The sequence below is a fragment of the Shinella sp. SUS2 genome (genome assembly GCF_001262505.1).
Classification (GTDB): domain Bacteria; phylum Pseudomonadota; class Alphaproteobacteria; order Rhizobiales; family Rhizobiaceae; genus Shinella.
This window is the reverse complement of sequence record NZ_KQ410742.1, coordinates 19,822-41,397: the sequence shown is the minus strand read 5'-3', so window position 1 is coordinate 41,397 and position 21,576 is coordinate 19,822. Positions and strand designations below refer to the sequence as shown.

At 63.9% G+C, this 21,576-nt stretch carries 20 protein-coding genes; 12 read left to right on the top strand and 8 right to left on the bottom strand.

Annotated features, from left to right (window positions below; genetic code table 11):
* From fdhD to AKG11_RS26360, 6 genes are all read right to left on the bottom strand, one after another.
* The gene (fdhD, locus tag AKG11_RS26385) at positions 1 to 834 is read right to left on the bottom strand and encodes a formate dehydrogenase accessory sulfurtransferase FdhD (protein WP_050746076.1); all 834 of its coding nucleotides are present in this window, start codon (positions 832 to 834) and stop codon (positions 1 to 3) included.
* A 9-nt stretch (positions 835 to 843) separates the two neighbouring features.
* Positions 844 to 3,723, bottom strand: a complete 2,880-nt coding sequence (fdhF, locus tag AKG11_RS26380; protein ID WP_050746075.1) for a formate dehydrogenase subunit alpha — start codon at positions 3,721 to 3,723, stop codon at positions 844 to 846.
* 54 nt (positions 3,724 to 3,777) lie between these two features.
* The gene (locus AKG11_RS26375; RefSeq protein WP_024271113.1) at positions 3,778 to 3,993 is read right to left on the bottom strand and encodes a DUF4287 domain-containing protein; all 216 of its coding nucleotides are present in this window, start codon (positions 3,991 to 3,993) and stop codon (positions 3,778 to 3,780) included.
* Positions 3,990 to 5,546: a formate dehydrogenase beta subunit gene (locus AKG11_RS26370; protein ID WP_050746074.1), complete on the bottom strand. Its 1,557-nt coding sequence runs from the start codon at positions 5,544 to 5,546 to the stop codon at positions 3,990 to 3,992. Before AKG11_RS26370 ends, AKG11_RS26375 begins: the two co-directional genes overlap by 4 nt.
* On the bottom strand, positions 5,543 to 6,022 hold the full coding sequence (locus tag AKG11_RS26365; protein WP_023515338.1) for a formate dehydrogenase subunit gamma: 480 nt from the start codon (positions 6,020 to 6,022) through the stop codon (positions 5,543 to 5,545). Before AKG11_RS26365 ends, AKG11_RS26370 begins: the two co-directional genes overlap by 4 nt.
* A gap of 182 nt (positions 6,023 to 6,204) precedes the next feature.
* Positions 6,205 to 7,098: a LysR family transcriptional regulator gene (locus AKG11_RS26360; protein ID WP_023515337.1), complete on the bottom strand. Its 894-nt coding sequence runs from the start codon at positions 7,096 to 7,098 to the stop codon at positions 6,205 to 6,207.
* Between the two features lie 96 nt (positions 7,099 to 7,194).
* Here AKG11_RS26360 and AKG11_RS26355 point away from each other — a divergent pair, with 96 nt between their 5' ends.
* The gene (locus AKG11_RS26355; protein ID WP_050746073.1) at positions 7,195 to 8,190 is read left to right on the top strand and encodes an acrylyl-CoA reductase (NADPH); all 996 of its coding nucleotides are present in this window, start codon (positions 7,195 to 7,197) and stop codon (positions 8,188 to 8,190) included.
* Between the two features lie 23 nt (positions 8,191 to 8,213).
* On the opposite strand, the gene AKG11_RS26350 is transcribed toward AKG11_RS26355, so the two are convergent.
* On the bottom strand, positions 8,214 to 8,984 hold the full coding sequence (locus AKG11_RS26350) for an SDR family NAD(P)-dependent oxidoreductase (RefSeq protein ID WP_023515335.1): 771 nt from the start codon (positions 8,982 to 8,984) through the stop codon (positions 8,214 to 8,216).
* Between the two features lie 146 nt (positions 8,985 to 9,130).
* On the opposite strand from AKG11_RS26350, the gene AKG11_RS26345 reads away from it, so the two are divergent.
* The 8 genes from AKG11_RS26345 (at position 9,131) to AKG11_RS26310 (ending at position 17,713) form a co-directional block, all read left to right on the top strand.
* Positions 9,131 to 9,901, top strand: a complete 771-nt coding sequence (locus AKG11_RS26345) for a DeoR/GlpR family DNA-binding transcription regulator (protein ID WP_024271114.1) — start codon at positions 9,131 to 9,133, stop codon at positions 9,899 to 9,901.
* 113 nt (positions 9,902 to 10,014) lie between these two features.
* Positions 10,015 to 11,532 (top strand): glycerol-3-phosphate dehydrogenase, encoded by a 1,518-nt coding sequence (glpD, locus tag AKG11_RS26340; RefSeq protein WP_023512859.1) that lies wholly within the window; start codon positions 10,015 to 10,017, stop codon positions 11,530 to 11,532.
* Between the two features lie 40 nt (positions 11,533 to 11,572).
* On the top strand, positions 11,573 to 12,655 hold the full coding sequence (locus AKG11_RS26335; RefSeq protein ID WP_050746072.1) for an ABC transporter ATP-binding protein: 1,083 nt from the start codon (positions 11,573 to 11,575) through the stop codon (positions 12,653 to 12,655).
* A gap of 10 nt (positions 12,656 to 12,665) precedes the next feature.
* Positions 12,666 to 13,736 (top strand): ABC transporter ATP-binding protein, encoded by a 1,071-nt coding sequence (locus AKG11_RS26330; protein WP_050746071.1) that lies wholly within the window; start codon positions 12,666 to 12,668, stop codon positions 13,734 to 13,736.
* 2 nt (positions 13,737 to 13,738) lie between these two features.
* Positions 13,739 to 14,605 carry a carbohydrate ABC transporter permease gene (locus tag AKG11_RS26325; RefSeq protein ID WP_023512856.1) on the top strand — a complete coding sequence of 289 codons (867 nt, stop codon included), beginning with the start codon at positions 13,739 to 13,741 and terminating at the stop codon, positions 14,603 to 14,605.
* An 11-nt stretch (positions 14,606 to 14,616) separates the two neighbouring features.
* Complete coding sequence (locus tag AKG11_RS26320; RefSeq protein WP_023512855.1) at positions 14,617 to 15,498, top strand: carbohydrate ABC transporter permease; 882 nt, start codon at positions 14,617 to 14,619, stop codon at positions 15,496 to 15,498.
* Complete coding sequence (locus AKG11_RS26315; protein ID WP_023512854.1) at positions 15,498 to 15,917, top strand: DUF2160 domain-containing protein; 420 nt, start codon at positions 15,498 to 15,500, stop codon at positions 15,915 to 15,917. The genes AKG11_RS26320 and AKG11_RS26315 overlap by 1 nt, the downstream gene beginning before the upstream one ends.
* Before the next feature lie 74 nt (positions 15,918 to 15,991).
* On the top strand, positions 15,992 to 17,713 hold the full coding sequence (locus AKG11_RS26310; RefSeq protein ID WP_024271115.1) for an ABC transporter substrate-binding protein: 1,722 nt from the start codon (positions 15,992 to 15,994) through the stop codon (positions 17,711 to 17,713).
* A 143-nt stretch (positions 17,714 to 17,856) separates the two neighbouring features.
* Here AKG11_RS26310 and AKG11_RS26305 read toward each other — a convergent pair whose 3' ends face one another.
* Positions 17,857 to 18,486, bottom strand: a complete 630-nt coding sequence (locus tag AKG11_RS26305; RefSeq protein WP_050746070.1) for a TetR/AcrR family transcriptional regulator — start codon at positions 18,484 to 18,486, stop codon at positions 17,857 to 17,859.
* Between the two features lie 90 nt (positions 18,487 to 18,576).
* Between AKG11_RS26305 and AKG11_RS26300 the strand changes: the two genes are divergently transcribed.
* From AKG11_RS26300 to AKG11_RS26290, 3 genes are all read left to right on the top strand, one after another.
* Entirely contained in the window at positions 18,577 to 19,545 is a 969-nt protein-coding gene (locus AKG11_RS26300; RefSeq protein WP_245290248.1) for an oxidoreductase, read from the top strand.
* Positions 19,542 to 20,108, top strand: coding sequence for a class I SAM-dependent methyltransferase (locus AKG11_RS26295; RefSeq protein WP_050746068.1), 567 nt, complete (start codon positions 19,542 to 19,544; stop codon positions 20,106 to 20,108). The genes AKG11_RS26300 and AKG11_RS26295 overlap by 4 nt, the downstream gene beginning before the upstream one ends.
* 118 nt (positions 20,109 to 20,226) lie before the next feature.
* Positions 20,227 to 21,501 (top strand): aspartate kinase, encoded by a 1,275-nt coding sequence (locus tag AKG11_RS26290; RefSeq protein WP_023513159.1) that lies wholly within the window; start codon positions 20,227 to 20,229, stop codon positions 21,499 to 21,501.
* Positions 21,502 to 21,576: the final 75 nt, after the last annotated feature.

Here is a 21,576-nt window from a genome sequence, read left to right as displayed (position 1 = left end):
CTAACCGTTGCCGACCTGGCGTTCCGCACCGGAGACGATGCGCTCCGCGCCGGTGAAAATCTCGAATTCTTCGCCCCGCACCAGCGCGACCAGCGTCATGCCGGCGTCCTCGGCGGTGCGGATGGCGAGCGCCGTCGGCGCGGAAATGGCGATGATGAAGGGGCTGCCGATGACTGCCGTCTTCTGCACCATCTCGACGGAAACGCGGCTCGTCACCACGACGGCGCCGGTGCCGCCTGCATGGCCTGTGCGCCGTGCAGCGCCGACGAGCTTGTCGAGCGCATTGTGCCGGCCGACATCCTCGCGCACGGCGATAAGGCCTTCGCCCGGGACATAGAACCCGGCGCCATGCACGGCGCGCGTCACCATATGAAGCGGCTGTTGACCGTTCAGGAGGCGCACTGCCTCCACCACGTCCTCCGCGCCGAGCGTGAGGGACGACGCCCGCACCGAGGGCGTCACGCGCACGGCCTGCTCGATCGATTCGATACCGCACAGGCCACAGCCGACCGGGCCGGCCATGTGGCGCCGGCGGGTGGTCAGGGCGTCGTTCTGTGCGTCCGCCAGCTGGATCTGCACATCAATACCCTTGTCTTCGGCCAGCACCTCGATAGCCTCGATCTCGCAAGGGTCGGTGATAATGCCCTCCGTCAGGCTGAAGCCGATGGCGAAATCCTCGAGGTCGGCGGGCGTTGCCATCATGACCGCATGGGTCGAGCCCGCATAGGAGAAGGCAACCGGGGTCTCCTCCGGCACGAAGCGCTCGCTTTCCGCGAGCCGCCCGTTGCGGCGGGCGATCTCGGCGACCTTGGTCGTGGTGGAAAAATCCGGCACGCCGCTATCCTACTCCGCTGCCTCCAGCTTGCCCCTGATCCGGCGCGAGCGGCGGGCCAGTTCGTCATATTCGACCTGCCAGTCGGACGGGCCGTTCGACGGCGAGATCTGCACGGCGGTCACCTTATACTCCGGACAGTTGGTCGCCCAGTCGGAGAAATCGGTGGTGATGACGTTTGCCTGCGTCGTCGGGTGGTGGAAGGTCGTGTAGACGACACCCGGCGCGACGCGGTCGGTGACGAGGGCGCGCAATGTCGTCTCGCCGGCGCGGCTGGCGAGACGCACCCAGTCGCCATCGCGGATCCCGCGGTTTTCCGCATCGTGCGGGTGGATCTCCAGCCGGTCCTCCTCGTGCCAGACGACGTTTTCCGTGCGCCGCGTCTGGGCGCCGACATTGTACTGGCTGAGGATGCGGCCGGTGGTAAGCAGCAGCGGGAAACGCGGGCCGGTCTTCTCGTCCGTTGCGACATATTCCGTGCGGATGAACTTGCCTTTGCCGCGCACGAAGCCGTTGATGTGCATGATCGGCGAACCTTGTGGGTTCTTCTCGTTGCAGGGCCACTGCACCGAGCCGACCTTTTCCAGATAGTCGTAGGAAACGAGGGCGAAGCTCGGCGTCGTTGCGGCGATCTCATCCATGATTTCGGAGGGATGGCTGTAGTTCCAGGCAAGGCCCATGGCCTTGGCGAGGTTCTGGGTGACCTCCCAGTCCGCATAGCCGTTCTTCGGCGTCATCACGCGGCGCACGCGGTTGATGCGGCGTTCGGCATTGGTAAAGGTGCCGTCCTTTTCGAGGAAGGTCGAGCCCGGCAGGAAGACATGGGCGTAGTTCGCCGTCTCGTTGAGGAAGAGGTCCTGCACGACGACGCATTCCATGGCGGCAAGGCCGGCGGAGACGTGCTTGGTGTCCGGGTCGGACTGGAGAATGTCCTCGCCCTGGATGTAGATGCCTTTGAACGTGCCTTCGACGGCGGCGTCCAGCATGTTGGGGATGCGCAGGCCCGGCTCGTTGTTGAGCGTCACGCCCCACAGCTTCTCGAAGATCTCGCGCGTCGCATCGTCGGAGATGTGGCGGTAGCCCGGCAGTTCGTGCGGGAAGGAGCCCATGTCGCACGAGCCCTGCACGTTGTTCTGGCCGCGCAGCGGATTCACGCCAACGCCTTCGCGGCCGATATTGCCGGTCGCCATGGCGAGGTTGGCGATGGCCATGACAGTGGTCGAGCCCTGGCTGTGTTCGGTGACGCCGAGGCCATAGTAGATCGAGCCGTTGCCGCCGGTGGCGAACAGGCGGGCGGCGCCGCGCAGCGTTTCCGCCGGCACGCCGGTGAAGGCTTCGGTTTCCTCGGGGCTGTGGCGCGGCTCGGCGACGAAGGAGGCCCAGTCCTCGAATTCCGACCAGTCGCAGCGCTCGCGGATGAATTTTTCGTCGAAGAGACCCTCCGTCACAATGACATGGGCGAGCGCCGTGACGACGGCGACGTTCGTGCCGGGCTTCAGCGGCAGGTGATAGGAGGCCTTGATGTGCGGCGAGGAGACGAGATCGATACGGCGCGGATCGATGACGATCAGCTTGGCACCCTGGCGCAGGCGCTTCTTCAGGCGCGAGGCGAAGACTGGATGGCCGTCCGTCGGGTTGGCGCCGATGACGATGACGACGTCGGTATGCTCGACGCTGTCGAAGTTCTGCGTGCCGGCGGAGGTGCCGAAGGCCTGGCCAAGGCCATAGCCCGTCGGCGAATGGCAGACGCGGGCGCAGGTATCGACATTGTTGTTTCCGAAACCGGCGCGGATCAGCTTCTGGACGAGGAAGGTCTCCTCGTTGGTGCAGCGCGAGGAGGTGATGCCGCCGACCGAATCACGACCGTACTGGTACTGGATGCGGCGGAATTCGGCGGCGACATGGGCATAGGCCTCATCCCAGGTCACCTCGCGCCACGGGTCCGAGATCTTCTCGCGGATCATCGGGTTGAGGATGCGCTCCTTGTGGGTCGAGTAGCCATAGGCGAAGCGGCCCTTGACGCAGGAATGGCCGCGGTTCGCCTGGCCGTCCTTCCAGGGCACCATGCGCACCAGTTCCTCACCGCGCATCTCCGCCTTGAAGGAGCAGCCGACGCCGCAATAGGCGCAGGTGGTGACGACGGAATGCTCCGGCTGGCCGATCTCGATGACGGATTTTTCCGTCAGCGTCGCCGTCGGGCAGGCCTGCACGCAGGCGCCGCAGGAGACGCATTCGGATTCGAGGAAATGCTCGTGCATGCCGGGCGAGACGCGGCTGTCGAAGCCGCGGCCCTCGATGGTCAGTGCGAAGGTACCCTGAACCTCCTCGCAGGCCCGCACGCAGCGCGAGCAGACGATGCATTTCGACGGATCGTAGGTGAAATAGGGGTTTGATTCGTCCTTCGGCATCCAGCGGGCATTGGCTTCGCCATTGTTGCGTGCCTTGACGTGGTTGTCGCCCTCGTAGCCGTAGCGCACGTCGCGCAGGCCCACGGCTCCGGCCATGTCCTGCAGTTCGCAGTCGCCATTCGCCGCACAGGTGAGACAGTCGAGCGGATGGTCGGAGATGTAGAGCTCCATCACGCCCTTGCGGATGTCCTTCAGCCGGCCCGTCTGGGTGTGGACGACGAGGCCGGGCGCCACCGGGGTCGTGCAGGAGGCCGGGGTACCGTTGCGGCCCTCGATCTCGACGAGACAGAGCCGGCAGGAGCCGAAGGCATCCACCATGTCGGTGGCGCAGAGTTTTGGCACCTGGATACCGGCCTCCATCGAGGCGCGCATGATGGAGGTGCCCTCTGGAACGGTGATCTCGTTCCCGTCGATGGTGAGCGTCACCATCTTTTCCGAGCGGGAGGCGGGAGTGCCGAAGTCGATTTCTGGAACGAGGGGCATGAGAACCTCCGGGTCAATCCGTTGCGCCGCTGATGGCGGCGACTTCATTTGTTGCTACGACTTCGTCTCGGCGAGCGTCGCCGCGACGAGTGCATTGGCATGGCCATGGCCGAGGCCGTGCGTTTCCTTGAGGAACGCGACGATCTGCATGTGCGCCTTGCCGTCCTGTGCGCGGATGATCTCCTTCCAGTGCTCGATCGGCTGACCGTAGGTCTTCTCGATCGAAGGGAAGTAGGATGCCGGGCCTTTGACCTTTTCCGGTGTGCTCATTCCGCCGCCTCCACCATCGGGGCCGGGGAAAAATCCTCCGGGAAATGCGTCATGGCGCTCATGACAGGATAGGGCGTGAAGCCGCCGAGCGCGCAGAGCGAACCGAACTTCATGGTGTTGCAGAGGTCGGCGAGCAGTTCGCGGTTCTTCTCCGGCTCGATGCCCTGGGCGATCTTGTCGGCGGTCTCGACACCGCGCGTCGAGCCGATGCGGCAGGGCGTGCACTTGCCGCAGCTTTCGACGGCACAGAACTCCATGGCGAAGCGTGCCTGCTTCAGCATGTCGACCGTGTCATCGAAGACAGTGATGCCGGCATGGCCGATGAGGCCGTCCTTCGCGGCGAAAGCCTCGTAGTCGAAGGGCGTGTCGAACAGGGCGCGCGGGAAATAGGCGCCGAGCGGGCCGCCGACCTGCACGGCGCGAACCGGCCGGCCGGTGGCGGTGCCGCCGCCGATCGTGTCGACGATCTCGCCGAGCGTCAGGCCGAAGGCGGTTTCATAGAGTCCGCCATGCTTGGCGTTGCCGGCGATCTGGATCGGGATGGTGCCGCGCGAGCGGCCCATGCCGAAATCGCGGTAGTAGGCGGCGCCCTTGTCCATCACGATCGGCACGGAGGCAAGCGAGATGACGTTGTTGACCACGGTGGGGCGGCCCATGAAGCCCTGGAGGGCCGGCAGCGGCGGCTTGGCGCGCACGATGCCGCGCTTGCCCTCCAGGCTGTTGAGCAGTGCCGTCTCCTCGCCGCAGACATAGGCGCCCGCGCCGACACGGATCTCCATGTCGAACGCCCTGCCGGAGCCGAGCACGGACGGACCGAGCACGCCGGCGGCGCGCGCGACGATAACGGCGTCGTTCATCACGGCGATGGCGTGTGGATATTCGGAACGGGTGTAGACGTAGCCCTTGGTGGCGCCGGTGGCGAGGCCGGCGATCGCCATGCCCTCGATCAGAACGAAGGGATCGCCCTCCATGATCATGCGGTCGGCGAAGGTGCCGCTGTCGCCCTCGTCGGCATTGCAGACGATGTATTTTTTGTCGCCGGGGGCATCGAGCACGGTTTTCCACTTGATGCCTGTCGGGAAGCCTGCGCCGCCGCGGCCGCGCAGGCCGCTGTCGGTGACTTCCTTGACGACATCAGCAGGAGCCATCGCGATGGCCTTTTCGAGGCCTCGCAGACCGCCATGGGCCCTGTAGTCCTCAAGCGAGACGGGATCGATGACGCCGCAGCGCGCGAAAGTGAGGCGGGTCTGGTTCTTCAGGAACGGAATCTCTTCCGTTCCGCCAAGACAGAGCGGGTGGGCCTTGCCGTCCAGCAGGCCGGCGTCGAGCAAGGAGGGCACGTCGGCGGGTTTGACGGGGCCGTAGGCGATGCGGCCTTCAGCCGTCTCGACCTCGACCAGCGGCTCCAGCCAGTGCATGCCGCGCGAGCCGTTGCGCACGATCGTGATGTCGAGCTTGCGGGCCTCCGCCTCACGGGAAAAGGCCTGGGCGACGCGGTCGGCGCCAAGCGCCAGCGCAGCGGCATCGCGGGGAACATAGATGCGAACGGTCATCGGCGTGCCTCCGCGACGAGTTCCTTCGCCAGATCCGCATCGACCCGTCCATGCACCTCGCCGTCGAGCATTGCGGCGGGTGCGCAGGAACAGAGCCCGAGACAGTAGATGGGTTCGAGCGTGACGGCGCCGTCCAGCGTCGTCTGGTGGAAATCGATGCCGAGCAGCGCCTTCACGCGCTCCGCCAGTTCATCTCCGCCCATCGATTGACAGGCCTCGGCGCGACAGAGCTTCAGCACATGCCGTCCGGTCGGGTGGTCGCGGTAGTCGTGGTAGAAGGTGACGACGCCATGCACCTCGGCGCGCGACAGGTTGAGCTCGCGGGCGATCACCGGCAGGCTCTCCTGCGGCACGAAGCCGAACTCCGCCTGAATTTCGTGCAGGATGGGAAGAAGCGGCCCTTCGAGTCCCTTCAGTTCGCTGACGATCGCCAGCGTTCTTGCGCCGACATCGCTGCCGGATACGTGCACATTCATCGTCAGGCCTCCCAACCGACACGAATGAACCGCAAGGTGTCAGGGGTTCCATCGCGCCGATACCATTGAAACTGCTCGGCGAAGACCGGAACCCTGTCGATCCACGCGCTTGTTCTAACAGCTTCTCAGCCGGGAGACGACCGGTCAATAAAGCAAAGCCGTTGGCCGATAGAAAAATCCTATTAATCGATCCCCTTTTCCGCCAGCACACGGGCCTCGTGCAGCAGGGCGGATACGAGCGGGGTAAAGGGCTCGCGATGGGTGGCGACAAGGCCGACGGTGTGGTGCGGCTCGGGATCGACGAGGGAAACTATACTTATTTCGTCAGGAAATCCAAATGATTTTGCAACATTTCGCGGCATGATGCTCGCCCAGCGCCCCGTGCGCACATGGGAGAACAGCACGATCATCGAATTGGCCTCCAGCGAGGGCTCCACCGAAACGCCGGCCTCGGCGAAGTGCCGGTTGATGATGCGACGGTTCTGCATGTCGGCGGTCAATAGGCAAAGCCGAACGCTCCCGGCCTCCTGCCAGGTCACGGTCTTGCGATCGGCAAAGGGCGTGCCGCGGGCGGTGACGAGGCAATAGTGCTCGTGCAGCAGTGGTACGCTGGTAACGCGGCCGAGCGGCTCGTTTTCGAGATAGGTGAGGCCGGCGTCGATCTCCAGATTCTCCAGGAGGCCGAGGATCTTGATGGAGGTGGTGGAAACGATGGAGAAGGTGACGTCCGGGTGCTTTTCCTGGAAGGGTGCGGTGATGCGGGGCACCATGGCGAGCGTCGTCGGAATGGCGGCAAGGCGGATATGGCCGGAAAGACCCTTGCGCGCCGCGCGCATCTCCTCACGCATGGTGCGCGTGTCGCCGACAATGCGGCGGGCCCATTCGAGCACGCGCTGGCCTTCCGGCGTCAGGCCCTGGTAGCGCGAGCCGCGCACGACCAGCATCACGCCCAGCTGGTCCTCCAGCTGGCGGATCGCCGCCGAAAGCGTCGGCTGCGAGATGCCGAGTTCTTCCGCCGCCCGGGCGAAATGTTTCTCGCGGGCGAGCGCAATGAAGTATTCGAGCTTGTCTATCATCCCGTCCCTCCGCGTCCTTGATACAAAAGAACAGTGGCGGCACCAATGCCCCGCGCCCTATATCTGGGGCGAATGGATGCGCACGAGGAGAAAGCGATGACGTTCCAGGCATTGTTGGTGGAAAAGGGGGCGGATGGCGCGGTTTCCGCATCGATCCAGGACCTGGAGGATTCGCGGCTTCCGGCCGGCGATGTCACCGTTGCCGTCGAATATTCGACGCTCAACTACAAGGACGGGCTCTGCATCACCGGCAAGGGCGGTCTGGTGCGCAGCTTTCCGCACGTGCCGGGCGTCGATTTCGCCGGCACCGTCGAAGCCTCCGATGATCCGCGCTACCGGCCAGGCGATCGTGTGGTGCTGACCGGCTGGCGGGTCGGCGAGATCTGGTGGGGCGGCTACGCGACGCGCGCGAAGGTCAAGGCCGACTGGCTGGTGCCGTTGCCGGCGGAGCTTTCGACCCGGCAGGCCATGGCGATCGGCACGGCTGGGCTTACCTCCATGATGTCCGTCATCGCGCTGGAAAAGGCCGGGCTCTCTCCGCTGAAGGGCGAGGTCCTGGTAACGGGTGCGGCCGGCGGCGTCGGTTCGGTGGCGGTCGCACTGCTGGCGCGACTCGGCTATTCGGTCGCCGGCGTGACGGGGCGGCCGGAAACGGCGGACTACCTCAGGGAACTCGGCGCCGAAACCATTGTCGACCGCGGTGAATTGTCTGGAGCGGGTAGCAAGCCGCTCGAATCGGAGCGCTGGGCCGGCGCCGTCGACGCGGTCGGCGGCGAGATGCTGGCGCGCGTGCTCAAGCAGATGAAATATGGCGGTGCGGTCGCCTCGGTGGGCCTTGCGGCCGGCGCGGCGGTGCCGTCCTTCACGGTCATTCCGTTCCTTTTGCGCGGCGTCAGCCTGCTTGGTATCGATTCGGTCATGCGGCCCTATGACCAGCGTGTCGACGCCTGGAACCGCATCGCCGCCGACCTTCCGATGGACAAGCTGGAGGCGATGGTGGTGGAGCACCGGCTTTCCGACCTGCCGGCGCTGGCCGGCAAGATCCTTGAGGGCAAGGTGAAGGGCCGCGTCGTCATCGATCTCAACGCCTGACCGGTGCCAACGGCCGGCTGGCTTCAGCAGATCAGCTGGCCGCCGTTCACTTCCAGTACCTGGCCGGTGATGTAGCCGGACAGCGCCTTCGAGGCCAGGAAGAGATAGGCGGGGGCGCAATCCTCCGCGGTGCCGAGCCGCTGCAGCGGGATGGTCTTTCGCGTCGCCTCCAGCTTGTCGGCCGACGAGTAGCGTGAATGGAAGTCGGTGGTGATCGTACCCGGCGAGACGCAGTTGACACGGATGCCATCAGGCGCGAGCTCGCGCGCCAGGCCCTTGGAATAGGTCGACACGAAAGCCTTGGTTGCCGAATAGATCGCCGATCCGGGGCTGCCCCCGGTCAGCGCCGAGATCGAAACCGTGTTGACGATGGCGGCGCCCGGTGCCCGGCGCAGCGATGGCAGCAGCGCGCGCGTCACCTCGACGACGGAGGTCTGGTTGAGGCGCACGACGGTTTCGTATTGCTCGTCCGTCAATTCGGCGGCGGGGAAGCGGCCGACCATGGTGCCGGCATTGTTGATGAGCACGTCGATATGCGGGAAGAGGCTGTCCACCCGCTGCAGGATCGCGCCGATGCCGCCTTCGACGAGGAAGTCGGAATAGACGATGTGGGCACGGGCTTCTGCGACGGCGTTTTCCAGGAAATCGGGCAGCGGGCCGGTGGGCGCTCGCCCGCCATGCAGCAGCACATGGGCGCCGCAATCGAGGAACTGCCGCGCGATCTCCAGACCGATGCCGCGCCCTGCACCCGTCACGACGACATTGGCGCCCTTGAACAAGGCTGGATGAAACATGTGCTTTCCTCCTGATGCTGGCCGCAACCTGCTGCCTGCCCAGTATCACAAAAAGTGGGGCGCACTCCAAGAAGGCGGGGCAGATCAATTGATGTGCTTTCGTTTTTGCATATTATGAAAACAAACGAAAGCAATGGGAGGAGCCGATGTTTCTGACAGGTCGCCAGGCGGAGATCCTCGATCTCGCCAAGGCCGAGGGCCGCGTGCTCGTGGAGGACCTTGCGGCGCGCTTCTCCGTGACGCCGCAAACCATCCGCAAGGATCTCAACGATCTCTGCGACAACAAGGTCCTGACGCGCATCCATGGCGGGGCGTTGTTCCCGAGCGGCAACGAGAACGTCAAATACGAGGCGCGCCGCTCCATCGCTGCGCCGGAAAAACAGGCGATCGGCCGCGCCGCCGCCGCCATGATCCCGGACAATTCCTCACTCTTCATTAATATCGGCACGACGACGGAAGCCGTGGGGGAGGCGCTGCTCGAGCACAAGGAGCTGATGGTCATCACCAATAATATCAACGTCGCCAATCGCTTGCGCGTCTATCCCTCGATCGAGGTGGTGATCGCGGGCGGTGTCGTGCGTGGGGCGGATGGCGGCATCGTCGGCGAGGCGGCGGTCGATTTCATCCGCCAGTTCAAGGTGGATTACGCGGTCATCGGTGTTTCCGCGATCGACGAAGACGGTGCGCTGCTCGATTTCGACTATCGCGAGGTGAAGGTGGCGCAGGCGATCATTGCGAATGCACGCCACGTCATTCTGGTTTCGGATTCGACGAAATTCGAAAGAACGGCGCCGGTCCGCATCGGCCACCTCTCGCAGGTCCATACCTTCATCACGGACAGCTGTCCTTTCGAGGGCATTCGCAGCATTTGCCAGGAGCATGACGTGCGTCTCGTGGAGACGGCTTCTCCCCATTGAACGGGGAAATGGCGTTTTCACCCGCATTCGTTTGACATTCGAAATGTTTTCGTTTTAACTCCACTGGCTTTCGCAACTGCGCAAATTTGTGCGATGCGAAATGGGAGGGGACTTTGAACGGCGACGTGATCCGCGATATTTTCGTTATCGGTGGCGGCATCAATGGCTGCGGCATCGCACGCGATGCGGCGGGCCGTGGATATTCGGTCGTGCTTGCCGAGATGAAGGATTTCGCGTCGGGCACGTCCTCGGCCTCCACCAAACTCATCCATGGCGGCCTGCGCTATCTCGAACACTACGAGTTCCGTCTGGTGCGCGAGGCGCTGATGGAGCGCGAAGTGCTCTGGGCCATGGCGCCGCACGTCATCTGGCCGATGCGTTTCGTGCTGCCTTTCCAGAAGGGCGGTCTGCGTCCCGCCTGGCTCATCCGCCTCGGCCTGTTCCTTTATGACTATATTGGCGGGCGCAAGCTTTTGCCGGCCACCCGCACGCTCGACCTAGCGAAGGACCCGGCGGGCGGGCCGCTGAAGAAACTCTTCCGCAAGGCTTTCGAATATTCCGACGGCTGGGTGGACGATGCGCGCCTCGTTGTCCTGAATGCCCGCGATGCTGCCGATCGCGGTGCGGATATCCGCACCGGCACGAAGGTCGTCACTGCCCGCCGCGAAAACGGCCACTGGAATGTCGAGACGGAGAATGTCGAGACGGGGGCGCGTGAAACCGTCCGCGCGCGCATGCTGGTCAATGCGGCAGGTCCCTGGGTCGACAAGGTTCTCTCCTCTGCCTTCGGTCGCAACGACGTGCACAATGTCCGCCTCGTGCAGGGCAGCCACGTCGTCGTGAAGAAGAAGTTCTCCGATCCGCGCGCCTACTTCTTCCAGAACCCGGACGGGCGTATCATGTTCGCCATTCCCTACCAGGAAGAATTCACGCTGATCGGCACGACCGACCGGGACTATCAGGGCGATCCCCGAGATGTTCGCATCAGCGACGCGGAAATCGATTATCTTTGCGCCTCGGCGAGCGAGTATTTCGCCGAACCCGTAACGCGGAACGACATTGTCTGGACCTATTCCGGCGTGCGTCCGCTCTTCGACGACGGCGCCAGCAAGGCGCAGGAAGCGACACGCGACTACGTACTGAAGGTCGAGGGCAGCGATGGTCAGGCACCGTTGCTCAACATCTTCGGCGGCAAGCTCACCACCTACCGGCGTCTCGCCGAATCGGCGCTGGAAAAGATCGGGGATGCGATCGGCGTGAAGGGGGATCGCTGGACGGCCGGCTCGCGCCTGCCCGGCGGTGATTTCAAGGCCGACGGGTTCGATGCCGAGGTGAAGGCGCTTTCCGCGCGGTTCGCCTTCCTCACTCCGGCCCATGCCCGCCGGCTCGTGCGGCTTTACGGCACGCGGGCGTCGGTGATGCTGGATGGTGCGAAAGGGATCGACGACCTCGGGCGGCATTTCGGCAGCGATCTCTATGAGCGCGAAGTGCGCTGGCTGATGACGGAAGAGTGGGCCCGGCATGCCGAGGACGTGCTGTGGCGGCGGACCAAACGCGGATTGCATCTGACGGCTGACGAAGCGGCCGCGCTGGAAGAGTACATGGCGGTCGCACAGGCGGCCCCCCACTAGCGGCCTTTTCCGGTGGCTGGGAGGAACGACGGAGACAGGAATGCTGGAACTTAAGAACATCACGAAGGTGGCGGGGGCGGAAACGCACATCCATCCGACCAACCTCGTGCTCGAGCGCGGCTCGCTCAACGTGCTGCTCGGCCCGACGCTGTCGGGCAAGACCTCGTTGATGCGGCTGATGGCCGGCCTCGACAAGCCGACATCCGGTTCCGTCTGGTTCGATGGCAAGGACGTGACGGGCGTGCGCGTGCAGGATCGTGGCGTCGCCATGGTCTATCAGCAGTTCATCAACTACCCGGCGCTGACCGTCTATGAGAACATCGCCTCGCCGATGCGCATCAAGGGTGCGGATACGGCGACGATCGATCGGGAAGTGCGCAAGGCGGCGGATCTTCTGAAGCTGACGCCGTATCTCGACCGCACGCCGCTCAACCTCTCCGGCGGCCAGCAGCAGCGCACGGCGCTTGCCCGCGCCATCGTCAAGAATGCCAGCCTCGTGCTGCTCGACGAGCCGCTCGCCAACCTCGATTACAAGCTGCGCGAGGAATTGCGCCTCGAACTGCCGAAAATCTTCGCCGCCTCCGGCGCGATCTTCGTCTATGCGACGACGGAGCCCTCCGAGGCGCTACTTCTCGGCGGCAACACGGCGGCACTCGCGGAAGGTCGCATCACCCAGTTCGGTCGCACCATCGACGTCTATCGCCGCCCGAACGATCTTCTGACCGCCCGTACCTTCGCAGACCCGCCGCTCAACACGATGCAGGTGCTGAAGACCGGCGACCGGTTCGAGATCGGCGGCAAGTCCGTGCTGCCGGTGCCGGCGCATCTTTCCGCCCTGCCGGATGGCCCCTGCACCATCGCTTTCCATCCCCATCACCTGGCGCTCACCAGCCAGCATCCGGCATCTGCAAGCCTTCAGGTGCGCACGGCGATCTCGGAAATCGCCGGCTCGGAAAGCTTCATTCACATCGAGTTCGAGGGCAGCCGCTGGGTCATGCTCTCGCCGGGCATCCACGACATCGAGCCGGACGCGGTCATCGCCGTCCATGTCGACACGCGCCACCTGATGGCGTTCGGCACGGATGGCAGGGCGATCGCGGAACCTGCGGCCGCGGCGGCCTGAGGAGGAGACCATGGCACGCATTACCCTTGACCATATCCGTCATGCCTACGGCGAAAAGCCGAAGTCCGAGGCGGACTACTCCCTGAAGGAAGTCCATCACGAGTGGAACGACGGTGGCGCCTACGCGCTGCTCGGCCCTTCGGGTTGCGGCAAGACCACGCTGCTCAACATCATCTCCGGCCTGTTGCAGCCGTCGGAGGGACGCATCCTGTTCGATGGCAAGGATGTCACGTACCTCTCGACGCAGCAGCGCAACATCGCGCAGGTCTTCCAGTTCCCGGTCATCTACGACACGATGACGGTCTACGACAATCTGGCCTTTCCGCTGCGCAATCGCGGCGTTGCGGAGCCCGAAGTCGACCGCCGCGTGCGCGAAATTCTGGAAATGATCGATCTCGCCGGCTGGGCGAAGAAGACCGCGCGCGGCCTTACCGCAGACCAGAAGCAGAAGATCTCGCTCGGCCGTGGCCTCGTGCGCAACGACGTCAACGCGATCCTCTTCGACGAGCCGCTGACCGTCATCGACCCGCACATGAAATGGGTGCTGCGCTCGCAGCTGAAAAAGCTGCACCGGCAGTTCGGCTTTACCATGGTCTATGTCACGCACGACCAGACCGAGGCGCTGACCTTCGCCGACAAGGTGGTCGTCATGTATGACGGCCAGATCGTGCAGATCGGCACGCCGGCCGAGCTTTTCGAGAAGCCGAGCCACACTTTCGTCGGTTACTTCATCGGCTCGCCGGGCATGAATGTGCTGCCGGCCGTCATCGACGGCAGCAGCATCAAGGTCGGTGAACAGACGCTTGACCTCGACTACAAGCCGCAGGTCGCTGCTGGTGCAAAAACCGAACTCGGCATCCGTCCGGAGTTCATTTCGTTGTCGCGGGACGGCATGCCGGTTTCGATCAGCAAGGTCGAGGATATCGGCCGGCAGAAGATCGTGCGTGCCGAATTTGCCGGCAAGCCGATCGCCATCGTCGTCCCTGAAGACGGGGAAATCCCGGCCGAGCCGCGCGTGTCCTTCGATCCTGCGGCCATCAACATCTATGCCGATTCGTGGCGTGTCGGCAGGGAGGGCTGACGATGAACAAGACCTGGAACAACAAGGCCTGGTTCATGGTCCTGCCGGTCCTGCTGCTCGTCGCCTTCTCGGCGGTGATCCCGCTGATGACGGTGGTGAACTATTCGGTTCAGGACACGTTCGGCAACAACCAGTTCTTCTGGAACGGCGTCGGCTGGTTTTCCGACGTGCTGGAATCCGATCGTTTCTGGCAGGCGCTCGGCCGCAACCTGCTGTTCTCCGGCATCATCCTGTCCATCGAGATCCCGCTCGGCATCCTGATTGCGCTCAACATGCCCAAGAAGGGGCTTGGCGTACCGGTCTGCCTCGTGCTGATGGCGCTGCCGCTGCTCATTCCGTGGAACGTCGTCGGCACGATCTGGCAGGTTTTCGGCCGCGTCGATATCGGCCTGCTCGGCCGCACGCTCGATGCGCTCGGCATCAGCTACAACTACGTCAACAACGTCTTCGACGCCTGGCTGACGCTGATCGTCATGGACGTCTGGCACTGGACGAGCCTTGTCGTGCTCCTGTGCTATGCCGGCCTCGTCTCGATCCCGGAGGCCTACTACCAGGCGGCCAAGATCGACGGCGCGTCGCGCTGGGCCGTGTTCCGCTACATCCAGCTGCCCAAGATGAAGCGCGTCCTTTTGATCGCCTTCCTGCTGCGCTTCATGGATAGTTTCATGATCTATACGGAGCCCTTCGTCGTCACCGGCGGCGGCCCGGGCAACTCGACGACCTTCCTGTCGATCGACCTCGTCAAGATGGCGATCGGCCAGTTCGACCTCGGCCCGGCCGCGGCCATGTCCATCATCTACTTCCTGATCATCCTGCTGCTGTCGTGGATCTTCTACACGGTCATGACCAGCAGCGACGAACAGGCGTGAGGGAGGAAACCATGACCTCACAGGCAACCACTGCAAGCTCCATCCAGGCAAGCGCCACAACCAGTGCCGGTGCAAAGGCCGGGGCCGGCTCGAAGCGCAGCCTCTCCTGGCTCGTGCCGACGCTCTACATCGTCTTCCTGATGCTGCCGATCTACTGGCTCGTCAACATGAGCTTCAAGACGAACCAGGAAATCACCGGCGCCTTCTCGCTCTGGCCCCAGTCGCCGACGCTCCGGAACTACGCGGTCATTTTTACCGATCCGGCCTGGTACAACGGCTATCTCAACTCGATCATCTACGTGGTCTTGAACACGGTCATTTCGGTCGCCGTGGCGCTGCCGGCGGCCTACGCCTTCTCGCGTTACCGCTTCCTCGGCGACAAGCACCTGTTCTTCTGGCTGCTGACCAACCGTATGGCGCCGCCCGCCGTTTTCGCGCTGCCGTTCTTCCAGCTCTATTCCGCCTTCGGCCTGATCGACACGCATATCGCCGTTGCCATCGCGCACTGCCTGTTCAACGTGCCGCTCGCCGTCTGGATTCTTGAAGGCTTCATGTCCGGCGTGCCGAAGGAAATCGACGAGACCGCCTATATCGACGGCTACTCGTTCCCGAAATTCTTCGCCAAGATCTTCGTGCCGCTGATCGCATCGGGCATCGGCGTCGCCGCCTTCTTCTGCTTCATGTTCTCCTGGGTCGAGCTGCTGATTGCCCGCACCTTGACGACGACGGACGCCAAGCCGATCGCCGCCACGATGACGCGTACGGTTTCGGCTTCCGGCATGGACTGGGGCGTGCTCGCTGCCGCCGGGGTTCTGACCATCATTCCCGGCGCGCTCGTCATCTATTTCGTCCGCAATTATATCGCCAAGGGCTTTGCCCTGGGGAGGGTCTGATGGCCGCTGTCGTAAGCCGCACCAACCGCTGGCCGGTGGCGCTTGCCGCCGTGCTTGCCACCTACGCCGTCCTCACCGGCCTCCTTGTCATGGCGATCCCCGTCAAGGACGGCGCACGCGACTGGTTCGCCTCGCTCATTCCGGGCGGCTGGATGGCCTGGTCGTTCCCGACGGCCATGTTCTTCCTGACGATCTTCACGCTGATCGCGCTGATGGCGGTGTGGGAATATGCCCGCCCGGGTGGATCCCCGCGCGTCGGCATCCTGCGCTTCGAGACGACCCGCGGCGACCGGCTCTTCGTGTCGCTGCTCGGCTCGGCGTTCATTCATCTCGCATGGCTGGGGCTCGTCGGCCCCAACCTGTGGTGGGCTCTTGCCTTGTCTGTGGTCTACGCCATCGGCGTTTTCCGCTTCGTCTAGGCAAAGAAAATGGGGGCCCCGGGGAGATAGGGGCCTTCGCAGATGCAATCGCAAAACCCCAAGGGAGGATCAATATGCGAAAGCAACTTCTGACGACGACGGCAGTCATGCTGCTGGCGTTTACCGGCTCCGCATTCGCGGACATGGATGCCGCGAAGAAATTCCTCGATGCGGAAATCGGCGACCTGTCCACGCTCGACCGTGCCGGCCAGGAAGCGGAAATGCAGTGGTTCGTCGATGCGGCAAAGCCGTTCGCCGGCATGGAGATCAAGGTCGTCTCCGAAACGATCACCACGCATGAATACGAATCGAAGGTCCTTGCGCCGGCCTTCACCGCCATCACCGGCATCAAGATCACCCACGACCTGATCGGCGAAGGCGACGTCATCGAAAAGCTCCAGACGCAGATGCAGTCGGGCGAGAACATCTACGACGCCTATGTCAACGACTCGGACCTGATCGGCACCCATTGGCGCTACCAGCAGGCCCGCTCGCTGACCGATTTCATGGCGAACGAGGGCAAGGACGTCACCAACCCGACGCTCGACCTTGATGACTTCATCGGCAAGTCCTTCACGACCGCGCCTGACGGCAAGCTCTACCAGCTGCCCGACCAGCAGTTCGCGAACCTCTACTGGTTCCGCTACGACTGGTTCAACGACGAGAAGAACAAGGCGGACTTCAAGGCGAAGTATGGCTACGATCTCGGCGTTCCGGTCAACTGGTCCGCTTACGAGGACATCGCCGAGTTCTTCACCGGCCGCGAGATCGACGGCAAGAAGGTCTATGGCCACATGGACTACGGCAAGAAGGACCCGTCGCTTGGCTGGCGCTTTACCGACGCCTGGCTCTCGATGGCCGGCAACGGCGACAAGGGCATTCCGAACGGCAAGCCCGTCGACGAATGGGGCGTCAAGGTCGATGAGAACTCCCGTCCGGTCGGCTCGTGCGTTGCCCGCGGTGGTGACACCAACGGTCCGGCTTCCGTCTACGCCATCCAGAAGTACCTCGATTGGCTGAAGGCCTACGCACCGGCAGCAGCCGGCGGCATGACCTTCTCCGAATCCGGTCCGGTTCCCTCGCAGGGTGAAGTCGCCCAGCAGATGTTCACCTATACGGCGTTCACCGCCGATTTCGTGAAGGAGGGCCTGCCGGTCGTCAATGCGGACGGTACCCCGAAGTGGCGCTTTGCCCCGTCGCCCCATGGCGTCTACTGGAAGGACGGCATGAAGCTCGGCTACCAGGATGTGGGTTCCTGGACGCTCTTGAAGTCGACGCCTGACGATCGCGCCAAGGCCGCCTGGCTCTATGCGCAGTTCGTTGTCTCCAAGACGGTCGACGTCAAGAAGAGCCATGTCGGCCTGACGTTGATCCGCGAATCCTCGATCGCCCACAACTCCTTCACGGAGCGGGCGCCGAAGCTTGGCGGTCTCATCGAGTTCTATCGTTCGCCGGCCCGCGTTCAGTGGTCGCCGACCGGCACGAACATCCCGGACTACCCGAAGCTGGCACAGCTGTGGTGGCAGGCGATCGGCGATGCATCCTCGGGTGCCAAGACCGCGCAGGAAGCCATGGATTCGCTCTGCGCCGAGCAGGAAAAGGTGCTGGAGCGCCTTGAGCGCGCCGGCGTCATGGGCGACATGGGTCCGAAGCTCGCCGAAGAGCACGATCTCGAATACTGGAACAAGGATGCCGTCGCGAAGGGCAACCTTGCGCCGCAGCTGAAGATCGAGAACGAGAAGGAAAAGCCGCTCACGGTCAACTACGACGAACTCGTCAAGAGCTGGCAGAAGTAAGGCGAACCGGCCGCGGGCGATCTTTTTGCCCGCGGCCTATCCTTTCTGGCGTTTCCGGCACGGTCGCGATGCGGCCCTGCCGGACGTGCCGTATCATCCGATCCCCTTTGCCCGCGTGCCGAAAGGTGTGCGGGCCTTTTCGTTCAGCCGAGCCGTTTCACCCAGAGCGTATCGATGATGGAGGGGAAGAGCGTATCCAGCATGTCCGTCTCGCTGGCGCATTCGGCAATGCGGGAAAGCTTCTTGTCGAGCGTCAGGTGGGCAAAGCCGTGCGCCGTCGACCAGATGCCGATCAGCACGGCCTCGCCCTCGGCATCGAGTTCCTCGCCTTCCTTCTGGCCGCGCAGGGCGAGCACGGTTCGCGCGAGCGCATTCCAGGCTGCTCCTGTCGCCTGGTCGAGCGAGGGCTGGTCGTGCAGCAGCATGTCGTGGCGGAACATCAGGTGGAAGCGTCCGGGAAAATCCACGGCAAAGCGCACATAGGCGACGCCCTGGGCCTTGAGGCGCTCGGCTGTGCTGCCGGTTTCGCCGGCAGTCGCCAGACGGCGCGCAAGCTCCGCCCAGCCGAGGGCGGCAACTTCGGTGAGAAGGCCGGCGGCGCCACCGAAATGGTGCGAGGGTGCGGCGGGTGAAACCCCGGCCCGCCGGGCCGTTTCGCGCAAAGTGAACCCTTCGAGGTCGCGTTCGGCAAGGAGTTCGTCGGCGGCGCGGATCAGCGCGTCGCGCAGGTCGCCGTGATGGTAGCCGCGCTCGGCAGTTTTTTTCTCGTTCATGGCAGGCCTCGCAGATATGTCATCTTTACAGTGTAAAGATTGTGCGCTAGCACAATGTAAACACTGTTCAGATTTCTGCGAGGTATCATAGTGCGTGTAGCCGATGTGGCAATCGCCGAGACGAGGCGGGAACCATGGACCCTTTCGCAGATGCCGGATCAGGCCGGTCGCCTTGCCGTGGTGACCGGCGCCAATAGCGGCCTCGGTTTCCTGACCGTTCGGGAGCTTGCGAGGAGGGGCGCCGACGTGGTGATGACCGCGCGGGATTCGGACCGGGGGGAGCGGGCGCTGACCCGCCTTCGCGCCGAGCTTCCCGGTGCCAAGGTCGTGCTCCGCCGGCTCGATCTTGCCGATCTCGCCAATGTCGCGGCCTTTGCTGACTGGCTCGCCGCCGAGGGCCGGCCAGTCGATCTCCTCGTCAACAATGCCGGTGTCATGATGCCGCCGCGCGGATTGACGCGGCAGGGCCACGAGACCCAGTTCGGCGTCAATCACCTTGCCCATTTTGCACTGACGCTACACCTGCTGCCGCTGCTTTCTGCGGCGCCCGGTGCACGCGTCGTCACCGTCAGTTCCGAGCTGCATCGCCGCGGCCGCATCCATTTTGAGGATATCAAGGGCGAGAAAACCTATGGCCGCCTCGCCTTCTACGCCCAGTCGAAGCTTGCCAACGTACTTTTCGCGCTGGAGCTCGATCGCCGGCTCAAGGCGGCCTGCTTGCCGCTCCTCAGCGTGCTCGCCCATCCCGGTTACTCCAACACCAATCTCCAGACCAATGCGACATCCGGCGCGCTGCGTCTTTTCATGCGCATCGGCAACCGATTCCTCGCGCAGAATGCAGAGCAGGGTGTGCTGAACCAGCTCCATGCGGCAACGGCTGCTGGTCTTCGCGGCGGCGAGTTCATCGGCCCGGATGGGTTTCGCGAGATGCGCGGTGCGCCCTCGCATGTGCATCCGCTGCCTCCCGCGACCGATCCCGCCCTTGCCGCGCGGCTGTGGCGGTTGTCGGAAGACCTTACCGGCCTCATCTTTCCTTCTGTTGTGGAGCACCAGCAATGACCGCCCTGACGATGGACGCCTATCATTTCTTCCGCGCCTGGATGCGCGATCCGCTGCGGGTCGCCTCGGCCACGCCGTCCGGCAAGGCATTGGCGGATCTCATCGTGCGGGAGATCGGGCCGCAGACCGGCCGGGTCATCGAGCTTGGGCCCGGAACGGGCGTCTTCACGCGGGCGCTGCTGCGACGCGGTGTTGCGGAGGAGGACATCGTCCTCGTCGAAATGGGGGTGGAATTCGCGGCGCTGCTGCAGCAGCGCTTCCCGAAGGCGCAGATCGCCTGCACGGATGCGGCGCGCATCGCGCGGTTCTGCCCCATGCCCGCGGGTGCGGCGATCAGCGGCCTGCCGCTGCTCTCCATGCGGCCGGAGAAGGTTTTTGCAATCCTTGCCGGCACCTTCGCGCGGCTTGGCGAGGGGGCTTCGCTCTATCAGTTCACGTATGGCCTCCGCTGCCCAGTGCCGCGCGCCGTGCTCGACAGGCTTGGCCTCTCCGCTGTCCGGATCGGGGGCACGCTGCGCAACGTTCCGCCTGCCTTCGTCTACCGGATCGGCCGCAAGGCTTAGATCTACGAAAGACCGTTTGCCGGATTCCATGCATTGCGCAGCGCGGGGTCTTCCGCTAAGAGACCCCGCGGTTTCTCCCGCGCGCTCGCGCGATTATTTGGAATAGCGGTATACACTCATGGCACGCATCGTGATGAAATTCGGCGGAACGTCCGTCGCTGACCTCGACCGTATCCACAATGTAGCCCGCCACGTGAAACGTGAGGTCGATGCCGGCCATGAGGTCGCGGTCGTCGTTTCGGCCATGTCCGGCAAGACGAACGAGCTCGTCGCCTGGGTGCAGAACATGCCGAAGGTCACGGGTGCCAACTCGCCCTTCTACGACGCGCGCGAATATGACGCGATCGTCGCCTCCGGTGAACTCGTCACCGCCGGCCTTCTTGCTATCGCACTCCAGTCGATGGGCATCGATGCCCGATCCTGGCAGGGCTGGCAGATCCCGATCAAGACCGACAACGCCCACGGCGCTGCCCGCATCCTCGACATCGAAGGCGCGGAAATCATTCGCCGCATGGGTACCGGCCAGGTCGCTGTCGTCGCCGGCTTCCAGGGCCTCGGCCCGGACAACCGCGTCGCGACGCTCGGCCGCGGCGGTTCGGACACGTCGGCCGTCGCCATTGCCGCTGCCGTAAAGGCGGATCGCTGCGATATCTACACCGACGTCGACGGCGTCTACACGACGGATCCGCGCATCGAGCCGAAGGCCCGCCGCCTCAAGAAGATTGCCTTCGAGGAAATGCTCGAAATGGCCTCGCTCGGGGCGAAGGTTCTGCAGGTGCGCTCGGTCGAGCTTGCCATGGTGCACAAGGTACGCACCTTCGTTCGTTCCTCTTTCGAGGATCCCGATGCGCCGGGCATGGGCGATCTTCTGAACCCGCCCGGTACGTTGATTTGTGATGAGGATGAGATCGTGGAACAGGAAGTCGTAACCGGCATCGCCTATGCCAAGGATGAAGCGCAGATCTCGCTCCGCCGCGTCGCCGACCGGCCGGGTGTGTCGGCCGCGATCTTCGGTCCGCTCGCCGAGGCGCATATCAATGTCGACATGATCGTCCAGAACATTTCCGAGGACGGCTCGAAGACCGATATGACCTTCACCGTTCCGTTCGGCGATGTGGAGAAGGCGCTCAAGGTTCTCGACGGCGCCAAGGAGAAGGTCGGCTTCGACGTGATCCAGCACGAGACGGGCCTGGTCAAGGTTTCCGTCATCGGCATCGGCATGCGCAGCCATGCGGGCGTTGCCGCCTCGGCTTTCCGCGCGCTCGCCGAGAAGGGCATCAACATCAAGGCGATCACAACGTCCGAGATCAAGATTTCCATCCTGATCGACGGTCCTTATGTTGAACTCGCCGTTCGGACTTTGCATTCCGTCTACGGTCTCGATAAGAAGTAAGGACCGGCCGACTCGGCGCCGATCCATGGGATCGCCGGCGTAGCCCGCGCCGGCGGAGTAACGTCATTTTCGGGA

Excerpts from the sequence above, each read along its gene's own strand:
- AKG11_RS26295 (WP_050746068.1), top strand. The coding sequence starts at position 19,542 with ATGACCGCCCTGACGATGGACGCCTATCATTTCTTCCGCGCCTGGATG.
- AKG11_RS26370 (WP_050746074.1), bottom strand. The coding sequence starts at position 5,546 with ATGACCGTTCGCATCTATGTTCCCCGCGATGCCGCTGCGCTGGCGCTT.
- AKG11_RS26315 (WP_023512854.1), top strand. The coding sequence starts at position 15,498 with ATGGCCGCTGTCGTAAGCCGCACCAACCGCTGGCCGGTGGCGCTTGCC.
- AKG11_RS26365 (WP_023515338.1), bottom strand. The coding sequence starts at position 6,022 with ATGAATGTGCACGTATCCGGCAGCGATGTCGGCGCAAGAACGCTGGCG.
- AKG11_RS26320 (WP_023512855.1), top strand. The coding sequence starts at position 14,617 with ATGACCTCACAGGCAACCACTGCAAGCTCCATCCAGGCAAGCGCCACA.
- AKG11_RS26330 (WP_050746071.1), top strand. The coding sequence starts at position 12,666 with ATGGCACGCATTACCCTTGACCATATCCGTCATGCCTACGGCGAAAAG.
- AKG11_RS26375 (WP_024271113.1), bottom strand. The coding sequence starts at position 3,993 with ATGAGCACACCGGAAAAGGTCAAAGGCCCGGCATCCTACTTCCCTTCG.
- AKG11_RS26335 (WP_050746072.1), top strand. The coding sequence starts at position 11,573 with ATGCTGGAACTTAAGAACATCACGAAGGTGGCGGGGGCGGAAACGCAC.
- AKG11_RS26290 (WP_023513159.1), top strand. The coding sequence starts at position 20,227 with ATGGCACGCATCGTGATGAAATTCGGCGGAACGTCCGTCGCTGACCTC.
- fdhF (WP_050746075.1), bottom strand. The coding sequence starts at position 3,723 with ATGCCCCTCGTTCCAGAAATCGACTTCGGCACTCCCGCCTCCCGCTCG.
- AKG11_RS26305 (WP_050746070.1), bottom strand. The coding sequence starts at position 18,486 with ATGAACGAGAAAAAAACTGCCGAGCGCGGCTACCATCACGGCGACCTG.
- AKG11_RS26345 (WP_024271114.1), top strand. The coding sequence starts at position 9,131 with ATGTTTCTGACAGGTCGCCAGGCGGAGATCCTCGATCTCGCCAAGGCC.
- AKG11_RS26310 (WP_024271115.1), top strand. The coding sequence starts at position 15,992 with ATGCGAAAGCAACTTCTGACGACGACGGCAGTCATGCTGCTGGCGTTT.
- AKG11_RS26360 (WP_023515337.1), bottom strand. The coding sequence starts at position 7,098 with ATGATAGACAAGCTCGAATACTTCATTGCGCTCGCCCGCGAGAAACAT.
- AKG11_RS26355 (WP_050746073.1), top strand. The coding sequence starts at position 7,195 with ATGACGTTCCAGGCATTGTTGGTGGAAAAGGGGGCGGATGGCGCGGTT.
- AKG11_RS26350 (WP_023515335.1), bottom strand. The coding sequence starts at position 8,984 with ATGTTTCATCCAGCCTTGTTCAAGGGCGCCAATGTCGTCGTGACGGGT.
- AKG11_RS26325 (WP_023512856.1), top strand. The coding sequence starts at position 13,739 with ATGAACAAGACCTGGAACAACAAGGCCTGGTTCATGGTCCTGCCGGTC.